The organism is Shigella sp. FC1567 (genome assembly GCF_001743015.1).
In the GTDB taxonomy this organism is placed as follows: domain Bacteria; phylum Pseudomonadota; class Gammaproteobacteria; order Enterobacterales; family Enterobacteriaceae; genus Escherichia; species Escherichia coli.
Window position 1 is genome coordinate 1 of sequence record NZ_MIIV01000059.1, and the last position, 10,642, is coordinate 10,642.

At 52.9% G+C, this 10,642-nt stretch carries 10 protein-coding genes, 1 tRNA gene and 2 pseudogenes; 9 read left to right on the forward strand and 4 right to left on the reverse strand.

Translation table 11 applies throughout. From position 1 onward, the window contains the following. Positions 1–46: 46 nt before the first annotated feature. Positions 47–133, reverse strand: a tRNA-Leu gene (locus BHE85_RS04935). A gap of 267 nt (positions 134–400) precedes the next feature. Next, on the reverse strand, positions 401–1,432 hold the full coding sequence (gene rsmC / locus BHE85_RS04940) for a 16S rRNA (guanine(1207)-N(2))-methyltransferase RsmC (RefSeq protein WP_001272342.1): 1,032 nt from the start codon (positions 1,430–1,432) through the stop codon (positions 401–403). Between the two features lie 102 nt (positions 1,433–1,534). Between rsmC and holD the strand changes: the two genes are divergently transcribed. From holD to BHE85_RS04980, 8 genes and pseudogenes are all read left to right on the forward strand, one after another. Continuing rightward, entirely contained in the window at positions 1,535–1,948 is a 414-nt protein-coding gene (holD, locus tag BHE85_RS04945) for a DNA polymerase III subunit psi (RefSeq protein ID WP_000204018.1), read from the forward strand. Then, the gene (rimI, locus tag BHE85_RS04950; protein WP_001092455.1) at positions 1,917–2,363 is read left to right on the forward strand and encodes a ribosomal protein S18-alanine N-acetyltransferase; all 447 of its coding nucleotides are present in this window, start codon (positions 1,917–1,919) and stop codon (positions 2,361–2,363) included. The genes holD and rimI overlap by 32 nt, the downstream gene beginning before the upstream one ends. 14 nt (positions 2,364–2,377) lie before the next feature. Beyond that, positions 2,378–3,055, forward strand: coding sequence for a pyrimidine 5'-nucleotidase (yjjG, locus tag BHE85_RS04955; protein WP_000870694.1), 678 nt, complete (start codon positions 2,378–2,380; stop codon positions 3,053–3,055). A gap of 90 nt (positions 3,056–3,145) precedes the next feature. Next, on the forward strand, positions 3,146–4,735 hold the full coding sequence (gene prfC, locus BHE85_RS04960) for a peptide chain release factor 3 (protein ID WP_000175943.1): 1,590 nt from the start codon (positions 3,146–3,148) through the stop codon (positions 4,733–4,735). Between the two features lie 392 nt (positions 4,736–5,127). Beyond that, positions 5,128–5,733 (forward strand): annotated as a pseudogene (gene osmY / locus BHE85_RS04965) (molecular chaperone OsmY). Between the two features lie 126 nt (positions 5,734–5,859). Beyond that, positions 5,860–6,021, forward strand: a complete 162-nt coding sequence (locus tag BHE85_RS04970; protein WP_000490275.1) for a DUF1328 domain-containing protein — start codon at positions 5,860–5,862, stop codon at positions 6,019–6,021. Between the two features lie 121 nt (positions 6,022–6,142). Beyond that, entirely contained in the window at positions 6,143–7,216 is a 1,074-nt protein-coding gene (locus BHE85_RS04975) for a patatin-like phospholipase family protein (protein WP_004986793.1), read from the forward strand. Continuing rightward, positions 7,213–7,995: a metal-dependent hydrolase gene (locus BHE85_RS04980; protein ID WP_039064360.1), complete on the forward strand. Its 783-nt coding sequence runs from the start codon at positions 7,213–7,215 to the stop codon at positions 7,993–7,995. The genes BHE85_RS04975 and BHE85_RS04980 overlap by 4 nt, the downstream gene beginning before the upstream one ends. A gap of 213 nt (positions 7,996–8,208) precedes the next feature. On the opposite strand, the gene BHE85_RS04985 is transcribed toward BHE85_RS04980, so the two are convergent. Both BHE85_RS04985 and BHE85_RS04990 read right to left on the reverse strand, forming a co-directional pair. Then, positions 8,209–9,072 carry a YjjW family glycine radical enzyme activase gene (locus BHE85_RS04985; RefSeq protein ID WP_001088379.1) on the reverse strand — a complete coding sequence of 288 codons (864 nt, stop codon included), beginning with the start codon at positions 9,070–9,072 and terminating at the stop codon, positions 8,209–8,211. After that, a pseudogene (locus tag BHE85_RS04990) lies at positions 9,044–10,345 on the reverse strand (YjjI family glycine radical enzyme); the annotation flags it as partial. The pseudogene BHE85_RS04990 and the gene BHE85_RS04985, both read right to left, overlap by 29 nt. A gap of 70 nt (positions 10,346–10,415) precedes the next feature. On the opposite strand from BHE85_RS04990, the gene BHE85_RS04995 reads away from it, so the two are divergent. After that, on the forward strand, positions 10,416–10,642 hold a 227-nt coding region (locus BHE85_RS04995; protein ID WP_057951205.1), incomplete at its 3' end, for an IS3 family transposase.

Sequence of the window (10,642 nt, forward strand, 5' to 3'; positions counted from 1 at the left end):
CAATTCCGCCACCTTCGCCCAGTGCGAGCAATATCAACGTGGTTTTTGGTGCGAGGGGGGGGACTTGAACCCCCACGTCCGTAAGGACACTAACACCTGAAGCTAGCGCGTCTACCAATTCCGCCACCTTCGCATACCATCAATTCTTAAAAAGAATTGCTACCACGGAGGCGCATTCTAGTGGTTTTCAGCTTTTCGTCAATAGTTAATTATCGCCGGAGGTGTAATTGCTGGAAAAATGTCCATCAGGAAACTAGCGTGCAGGTTTGGTAGGCATGCGGGGGCAGATGCCAGATGCGACGCTGGCGCGTCTTATCTGGCCTACGAAGGGCTAACGTGCAGGTTTTGTAGGTCGGATAAGGCGTTTACGCCGCATCCGGCAAGGCTTGCGGCGGGATACTTAACCTTTTTTCGCCTGGCGGGTCATAATGGCGCGATATACCTTGAAACGCCCGGTTTGCGCAATCACTTCATGGAAGCCAAATGTTTCATCCAGCACGTCCGGATAAGGCAGGAAGGCGTTCGCTACAATTCGCAGCTCGCCGCCACTATTAAGATGACGCACCGCGCCGCGAATCAGCGTTTGCGCCGCATCCAGGCTGGTTTGCATCCCATCGTGGAACGGCGGGTTGGAGATGATCATATCAAAACGACCTTTCACCTCGGAAAAGACGTTGCTGGCAAAGACTTCACCTTCAACACAGTTGGCCGCAAGTGTTGCGCGGCTGGCTTCTACCGCTGGCGCAGAGACATCGCACAAGGTGAGACGAATTTTCGGCGAATGGCGCGCAAAGGCAACTGAAAGCACCCCCGCGCCACAGCCGACATCCAGCACTTTACCTTTCGTGTGCGGAGTTAACGTCGAGAGCAGCAACTGGCTACCGACATCCAGACCGTCGCGGCTAAACACGCCAGGCAGCGTTTTGACCGTCAGGCCATCGACGCTGTATTCGCCCCAGAATTTATCGGCATCAAATACCGGCTGTTTTTCCAGACGACCAAAATAGAGGCCACAGCGACGAGCGCTGTCGACTTTATTCAACGGCGCATAATCTGCCAGCATCTGCTCGGCGCTGCGCACGCCGCTGCGGTTCTCGCCAACGACAAAAATATCTGTCCCCACTGGCAGCAGAGAAAGTAAATTCATCAACTGGAACTGGGCTTCCGGTTTGTTCTTCGGCCAGTAGTAAATCAGCGTATCGCAATCTGCGACGTCATCCACCGTGGCGACCAGACTGAAACGGGCGTTATCCCCCATCTGGCGGCTTAATACCTGCCAGTGGTGGAATTGCTGGGTATGAGCACGGCTGGCCGCGGTATCTAAACGCGCGGGCAGGTCATCCTGTAAGTCTCCGGCAAACAGAATACGGCTTTGTTCGAAATCATCACTGTGACGCAGCAAGACTTCACTTGCCGGGGTAAATGCAGACATGGAATGCTCCTCAATTGATACTGGCGGCGATTATAGCCATATGTTGGCGCGGTATCGACGAATTTGCTATATTTGCGCCCCTGACAACAGGAGCGATTCGCTATGACATCCCGACGAGACTGGCAGTTACAGCAACTGGGCATTACCCAGTGGTCGCTGCGTCGCCCTGGCGCGTTGCAGGGGGAGATTGCCATTGCGATCCCGGCACACGTCCGTCTGGTGATGGTGGCAAACGATCTTCCCGCCCTGACCGATCCTTTAGTGAGCGATGTTCTGCGCGCATTAACCGTCAGCCCCGATCAAGTGCTGCAACTGACGCCAGAAAAAATCGCGATGCTGCCGCAAGGCAGTCGCTGCAACAGCTGGCGGTTGGGTACTGACGAACCGCTATCACTGGAAGGCGCTCAGGTGGCATCACCGGCGCTCACCGAATTACGGGCAAACCCAACGGCACGCGCCGCGTTATGGCAACAGATTTGCACATATGAACACGATTTCTTCCCTCGAAACGACTGATTTACCAGCGGCTTACCACATTGAACAACGCGCCCACGCCTTTCCGTGGAGTGAAAAAAACTTTGCCAGCAACCAGGGCGAGCGTTATCTCAACTTTCAGTTAACGCAAAACGGCAAAATGGCGGCGTTTGCTATTACGCAAGTGGTGCTGGATGAAGCTACATTGTTCAATATTGTGGTCGATCCTGACTATCAGCGTCAGGGATTGGGAAGGGTGCTGCTGAAACATCTGATCGACGAACTGGAAAAACGCGGCGTGGCGACACTATGGCTGGAAGTCCGTGCTTCAAACGCTGCCGCCATTGCCCTGTACGAAAGTTTAGGCTTTAACGAGGCGACGATTCGCCGCAATTACTACCCCACCACGGACGGTCGCGAAGACGCCATCATCATGGCGTTGCCAATCAGTATGTAAGACAAGGTGGAATAATGAAGTGGGACTGGATTTTCTTTGATGCCGATGAAACGCTGTTTACCTTTGACTCATTCACCGGCCTGCAGCGGATGTTTCTTGATTACAGCGTCACCTTTACCGCTGAAGATTTTCAGGACTATCAGGCCGTTAACAAGCCACTGTGGGTGGATTATCAAAACGGCGCGATCACTTCATTACAGCTTCAGCACGGGCGTTTCGAGAGCTGGGCCGAACGGCTGAAAGTTGAAGCAGGCTTGCTTAACGATGCCTTTATTAATGCGATGGCGGAAATCTGCACGCCGCTGCCGGGCGCGGTTTCTCTGCTTAACGCCATTCGTGGCAACGCTAAAATCGGCATCATCACCAACGGTTTTAGCGCCTTGCAGCAAGTGCGTCTGGAACGGACGGGCCTGCGTGATTACTTTGATTTGCTGGTGATTTCCGAAGAAGTTGGCATTGCCAAACCGAATAAGAAAATTTTCGATTATGCGCTGGAACTGGCGGGCAATCCTGACCGTTCACGCGTGCTGATGGTTGGCGACACTGCCGAGTCCGATATTCTCGGTGGCATCAACGCCGGGCTTGCGACTTGCTGGCTGAATGCGCACCATCTCGAGCAACCAGAAGGCATCGCGCCCACCTGGACCGTTTCATCGTTGCACGAACTGGAGCAGCTCCTGTGTAAACACTGATTGCCTCCCCCCCGTTGATGGGTAAAATAGCCGCAATTTTTCGTTTTCAACAAGCGCGGCGCGATGCCGCTTACTCAAGAAGAAAGAATTATGACGTTGTCTCCTTATTTGCAAGAGGTGGCGAAGCGCCGCACTTTTGCCATTATTTCTCACCCGGACGCCGGTAAAACTACCATCACCGAGAAGGTGCTGCTGTTCGGACAGGCCATTCAGACCGCTGGTACAGTAAAAGGCCGTGGTTCCAACCAGCACGCTAAGTCGGACTGGATGGAGATGGAAAAGCAGCGTGGGATCTCCATTACTACGTCTGTGATGCAGTTTCCGTATCACGATTGCCTGGTTAACCTGCTAGACACCCCGGGGCACGAAGACTTCTCGGAAGATACCTATCGTACCCTGACAGCGGTGGACTGCTGCCTGATGGTTATCGACGCTGCAAAAGGTGTTGAAGATCGTACCCGTAAGCTGATGGAAGTTACCCGTCTGCGCGACACGCCGATCCTCACCTTTATGAACAAACTTGACCGTGATATCCGCGACCCGATGGAACTGCTCGATGAAGTTGAGAACGAGCTGAAAATTGGCTGCGCACCGATCACCTGGCCGATTGGCTGCGGCAAGCTGTTTAAAGGCGTTTACCACCTTTATAAAGACGAAACCTATCTTTATCAGAGCGGTAAAGGCCACACGATTCAGGAAGTCCGTATTGTTAAAGGGCTGAATAACCCGGATCTCGACGCTGCGGTTGGTGAAGATCTGGCACAGCAGCTACGTGACGAACTGGAACTGGTGAAAGGCGCGTCTAACGAGTTCGACAAAGAACTGTTCCTTGCGGGCGAAATCACTCCGGTATTCTTCGGTACTGCGCTGGGTAACTTCGGCGTTGATCATATGCTGGATGGCCTGGTGGAGTGGGCCCCTGCGCCGATGCCGCGTCAGACTGATACCCGTACCGTAGAGGCGAGCGAAGACAAATTTACCGGCTTCGTATTTAAAATTCAGGCCAATATGGACCCGAAACATCGCGACCGCGTGGCGTTTATGCGCGTAGTATCCGGTAAATATGAAAAAGGCATGAAGCTGCGCCAGGTGCGTACTGCGAAAGATGTGGTTATCTCCGACGCGCTGACCTTTATGGCGGGCGACCGTTCGCACGTTGAAGAAGCGTATCCGGGCGATATCCTCGGCCTGCACAACCACGGCACTATTCAGATCGGCGACACCTTTACCCAGGGTGAGATGATGAAGTTCACCGGTATTCCGAACTTCGCACCAGAACTGTTCCGTCGTATCCGCCTGAAAGATCCGCTGAAGCAAAAACAGCTGCTCAAAGGGCTGGTACAGCTTTCCGAAGAGGGCGCGGTGCAGGTGTTCCGTCCGATCTCCAACAACGATTTGATCGTTGGTGCTGTTGGTGTGCTGCAGTTTGATGTGGTGGTATCGCGCCTGAAGAGCGAATACAACGTTGAAGCAGTATATGAATCAGTCAACGTTGCCACTGCCCGCTGGGTAGAATGTGCGGACGCGAAGAAATTCGAAGAGTTCAAGCGTAAGAACGAAAGCCAACTGGCGCTTGATGGCGGCGATAACCTCGCTTACATCGCTACCAGCATGGTCAACCTGCGCCTGGCGCAGGAACGTTATCCCGACGTTCAGTTCCACCAGACCCGCGAGCATTAATTCTTGCCTCCAGGGCGCGGTAGCCGCTGCGCCCTGTCAATTTCCCTTCCTTATTAGCCGCTTACGGAATGTTCTTAAAACATTCACTTTTGCTTATGTTTTCGCTGATATCACGAGCGGTTTCAAAATTGTGATCTATATTTAACAAAGTAATGACATTTCTGACGGCGTTAAATACCGTTCAATGCGTAGATATCAGTATCTAAAGCCGTCGATTGTCATTCTACCGATATTAATAACTGATTCAGAGGCTGTAATGGTCGTTATTCATCACCCATCGCTTTTGTGATGGCGGCCATTGACTTCTGTAGAGGGTGAAGTCTCTCCCTATTCAGCAATGCAACCTCGTGTTGCCAGGCTCAAATTACGAGCAAACATACAGGAATAAATCGATGACTATGACAAGACTGAAGATTTCGAAAACTCTGCTGGCTGTAATGTTGACCTCTGCCGTCGCGACCGGCTCTGCCTACGCGGAAAACAACGCACAGACTACCAATGAAAGCGCAGGGCAAAAAGTCGATAGCTCTATGAATAAAGTCGGTAATTTCATGGATGACAGCGCCATCACCGCGAAAGTGAAGGCGGCGCTGGTGGATCATGACAACATCAAGAGCACCGATATCTCTGTCAAAACCGAGCAAAAAGTCGTGACCCTGAGCGGTTTCGTTGAAAGCTAGGCTCAGGCCGAAGAGGCAGTGAAAGTGGCGAAAGGCGTTGAAGGGGTGACCTCTGTCAGCGACAAACTGCACGTTCGCGACGCTAAAGAAGGCTCGGTGAAGGGCTACGCGGGTGACACCGCCACCACCAGTGAAATCAAAGCCAAACTGCTGGCGGACGATATCGTCCCTTCCCGTCATGTGAAAGTTGAAACCACCGACGGCGTGGTTCAGCTCTCCGGTACCGTAGATTCTCAGGCACAAAGTGACCGTGCTGAAAGTATCGCCAAAGCGGTAGATGGTGTGAAAAGCGTTAAAAATGATCTGAAAACTAAGTAATTCGTCGTAATTCGTCCTCCCGAACTTTGTCGGGAGGCGCGATGTGCACCACACTAAAAATATCGCATTGAGTGATTTTCACGCTCATATCAAGCGGTGACATTAACTATGGTAAAGGAGACGCTTATGTTTCGTTGGGGCATCATATTTCTGGTTATCGCGTTAATCGCCGCCGCACTTGGGTTTGGTGGTTTGGCCGGTACCGCTGCAGGCGCAGCTAAAATTGTCTTTGTCGTCGGGATTATTCTGTTCCTGGTGAGTTTGTTCATGGGCCGAAAACGACCCTAGATTTCAGACCATTAAGAAAATTTTATCCAAAGCCAGTCCAGCGGACTGGCTTTTGCGGTTTTAGCGAATAATAAATTGCGTTACTTTGTCATTCTTTCACAACAAAAACAGGAAGGCAGAGGTGGGGCAGCGAATACCTGTAACGCTTGGTAATATTGCGCCGTTGTCGCTAAGGCCGTTCCAGCCTGGACGAATAGCTCTGGTGTGCGAAGGCGGCGGACAGCGTGGAATTTTCACGGCTGGCGTGCTGGATGAGTTTATGCGCGCGCAGTTTAATCCTTTCGATCTTTATCTCGGCACATCTGCCGGGGCGCAGAACCTCTCGGCGTTTATCTGCAATCAGCCCGGTTACGCGCGTAAAGTCATCATGCGCTATACCACAAAACGCGAATTTTTCGATCCATTGCGCTTTGTCCGTGGAGGAAATCTTATCGATCTCGACTGGCTGGTGGAGGCCACCGCAAGCCAGATGCCGTTGCAAATGGATACCGCCGCGCGGTTGTTTGACAGCGGCAAATCGTTTTATATGTGCGCCTGTCGTCAGGATGACTACGCGCCTAATTACTTTTTACCAACCAAACAAAACTGGCTGGATGTGATTCGCGCCTCCAGTGCGATACCTGGCTTTTATCGTAGCGGAGTGTCGCTGGAAGGCATTAACTACCTGGATGGCGGGATCAGTGATGCGATTCCGGTTAAAGAGGCGGCAAGGCAGGGCGCTAAAACGTTGGTCGTCATTCGCACTGTGCCGTCACAAATGTACTACACGCCGCAGTGGTTCAAACGCATGGAACGCTGGCTGGGTGACAGTAGCCTGCAGCCGCTGGTCAATCTGGTGCAGCATCATGAAACCAGCTATCGTGACATTCAGCAATTTATTGAGAAACCACCGGGCAAGCTGCGGATATTCGAAATTTATCCGCCGAAGCCATTACATAGTATCGCGCTTGGCAGTCGGATTCCGGCGCTGCGTGAAGACTATAAACTTGGGCGTTTATGCGGTTGTTATTTCCTCGCCACGGTTGGCAAGCTATTAACTGAAAAAGCGCCGCTTACCCGCCATCTGGTGCCAGTGGTGACGCCGGAATCGATCGTTATTCCGCCTGCGCCAGTCGCCAACGATACGCTGGTTGCCGAAGTGATTGACGCTCCGCAGGCGAACGACCCGACATTTAACAATGAGGATCTGGCTTGATTTGCCGTTTTATCGACACCCACTGCCATTTTGATTTCCTGCCGTTTAGTGGCGATGAAGAGGCCAGCCTGCAACGCGCGGCACAAGCGGGCGTAGGCAAGATCATTGTTCCGGCGACAGAGGCGGAAAATTTTGCCCGTGTGCAGGCGTTAGCGGAAAAATATCAACCGCTGTATGCCGCATTGGGCTTGCATCCAGGTATGTTGGAAAAACATAGCGATGTGTCTCTTGAGCAGCTACAGCAGGCGCTGGAAAGGCGTCCGGCGAAGGTGGTGGCAGTGGGGGAGGTCGGTCTGGATCTCTTCGGCGACGATCCGCAACTTGAGAGGCAGCAGTGGTTACTCGACGAACAGCTGAAACTGGCGAAACGCTACGATCTGCCGCTGATCCTGCATTCACGGCGCACACACGACAAACTGGCGATGCATCTTAAACGCCACGATTTATCGCGCACTGGCGTGGTTCACGGTTTTTCCGGCAGCCTGCAACAGGCCGAGCGGTTTGTACAGCTGGGCTACAAAATCGGCGTAGGCGGTACTATCACCTATCCACGCGCCAGTAAAACCCGCGATGTCATCGCAAAATTACCGCTGGCATCGTTGTTGCTGGAAACCGACGCGCCGGATATGCCGCTCAACGGCTTTCAGGGGCAGCCTAACCGACCGGAACAGGCTGTGCGGGTGTTTGACGTGCTTTGCGAGTTGCGCCCGGAACCAGAAGATGAGATTGCCGAAGTGTTGCTTAATAATACGTATGCGTTGTTTAGCGTTAGTGGGTAGTTTACCCTTCGTAGGCAGTATCCGGCAGTCGGCGCATAATGCCTGATGCGACGCTTGTCGCGTCTTATCATGCCTACAGGTTTGTGCCGAACCGTAGGCCGGATAAGGCGTTCACGCCGCATCCGGCAGTTGGCGCACAATGCCTGATGCGACGCTTGTCGCGTCTTATCATGCCTACAAGTCTGTGCCGAACCGTAGGCCGTATCCGGCATGTCACAAATAGAGCGCCGGAAATATCAACCGGCTCACCCCGCGCACCTTTAACGCATCAGCCAACGGCTCAACGTCTTCCGGCGTGGCGCTCGCCCAGCTTTGCGCCTCGCCATACACGCCGTGGGCATGAAACGCATTCAGGCGAACCGGAACATCGCCAAGTCTCTTGATAAACGTCGCCAGCTCATCGATGTGATGCAAATAATCCACCTGGTCTGGAATTACCAGCAAACGCAGTTCCGCCAGCTTGCCGCGCTCTGCAAGCAAACAGATGCTGCGCTTAATCTGCTGATTATCGCGTCCGGTTAAGTGTTGATGACATTCGCTCCCCCACGCTTTGAGATCGAGCATTGCGCCGTCACACACCGGGAGTAATTTTTCCCAGCCGGTTTCGCTCAACATGCCGTTACTGTCCACCAGGCAGGTGAGGTGGCGCAGTTGCGGATCGTTTTTGATAGCAGTAAACAGCGCCACTACAAACGGCAGTTGGGTCGTGGCTTCGCCGCCGCTTACCGTTATCCCTTCAATAAACAGCACCGCTTTGCGGACATGGCTAAGCACTTCGTCCACGCTCATGGATTGCGCCATTGGCGTGGCATGTTGCGGACACATCTTCAGGCAGGTATCACACTGCTCGCAGACCACAGCGTTCCACAGCACTTTGCCGTCAACAATCTGCAACGCCTGATGCGGACACTGTGGCACGCACTCTCCGCAATCATTGCAGCGTCCCATCGTCCACGGATTGTGACAGTTTTTGCAGCGCAGATTGCAGCCCTGCAGAAACAGAGCCAGACGACTGCCTGGCCCGTCAACGCAGGAGAAGGGGATAATCTTACTGACTAAAGCGCATCTGCTGTTCATGGCTTATCACGCGCGGCTGGCGTTCCAGAATACGAGTGTTGCGTGTGGCTTCTTCGCCCAGCCAGGTGGTGTTGGTGCGTGAACCTTCGGCGCGATATTTTTCTAAATCCGACAAACGCACCATATAACCGGTAACGCGAACCAGATCGTTACCGCTGACATTGGCGGTAAATTCACGCATTCCGGCTTTAAAGGCACCGAGGCAAAGCTGTACCAGCGCCTGCGGATTACGTTTGATGGTTTCGTCGAGCGTCAGAATGTCGCTGATGCCGGAATAATAATAAGCATGATGCGGGGCGACAGTTTGCAGATGGATGATCGGATCTGGCTCATCGCCATACGGCAAACGCGCGCCCGGCGTGGTGCCGATATCGGAACTGATCCCCGACTGTGCGTGTAACATGGCGCGTTTTTGCCAGCCATATTTCACGGGGGTATTGGCGACAAACTCCGCCAGTTGCGCGCTGATGCGATAACCCACTTCATTTGCGGCGGCTTCTTTACCGTAGCGCGCGGCAATCCCTTCTTTCTCACACAGCAAGTTAACCGCTTCCGCCAGCCCATACATGCCAAACATTGGCACAAAACGTTCAGGGTTAATCAGCCCTTCTTTCACCAGGAAGCTATTCTCAAAGAAGTGTGATTGTTGATAGAGGAATTCACACCGCGCATCGATGATGGCGATCTGCTGCTGGCAGTAGTGCGGTAGAGTGCGCGTAAAGAAGTCATCCAGCGATTCGCTGCGCTCGGCAATGGCTTTCAGGTTAAGGCGTACCAGCGTGCTGCCACCACCCGCCAGCGGCAGTGAGTTGTAACAGCTCACAATCCCGTAGCCCCCTTTTGTGAAAATTTTATCATGCACCGGACCGTTGGCGATGTGCGGTTTGCTACATTCACAGATGTTCTTCGCCACTTCCAGCAGCAGGTCATCAGGGGGGATTTCAGGATCGTAGATAAAGGTCAGGTTCGGTGAAACCTGCTTCAACTCTGCGTCTGCACGTAAGATCGCGCGGGTAATGGGCGAATCAGACGGGCCGATATTGGCGTGCATAAAGGCGTCTGGCAGGGTTCCGTCGAGGTAACGCCAGAAACGTTTTATTCGAACATCGATCTCGTCTTGTGTTAGAATTCTAACATACGGTTGCAACAACGCATCCAGTTGCCCTAGGTAGACCGGCATCGATGTGACCGACGGTACGTGGTGGTAAAGAATGGTCAGCAGAGAGAGTGCGTCATCAAGATCTTTCGCGCCTTCCAGCTCCAGCCATTCGTGAAGTGGCACACTGAATTTGGCCACCTGAACAGAGGTGATATGCTCACCTCAGAACAACACAGGTGCTCCAATGAAAAAAAGAAATTTTAGCGCAGAGTTTAAACGCGAATCCGCTCAACTGGTTGTTGACCAGAAATACACGGTGGCAGATGCCGCCAAAGCTATGGATGTTGGCCTTTCCACAATGACAAGATGGGTCAAACAACTGCGTGATGAGCGTCAGGGCAAAACACCAAAAGCCTCTCCGATAACACCAGAACAAATCGAAATACGTAAGCTGAGGAAAAAGCTACAACG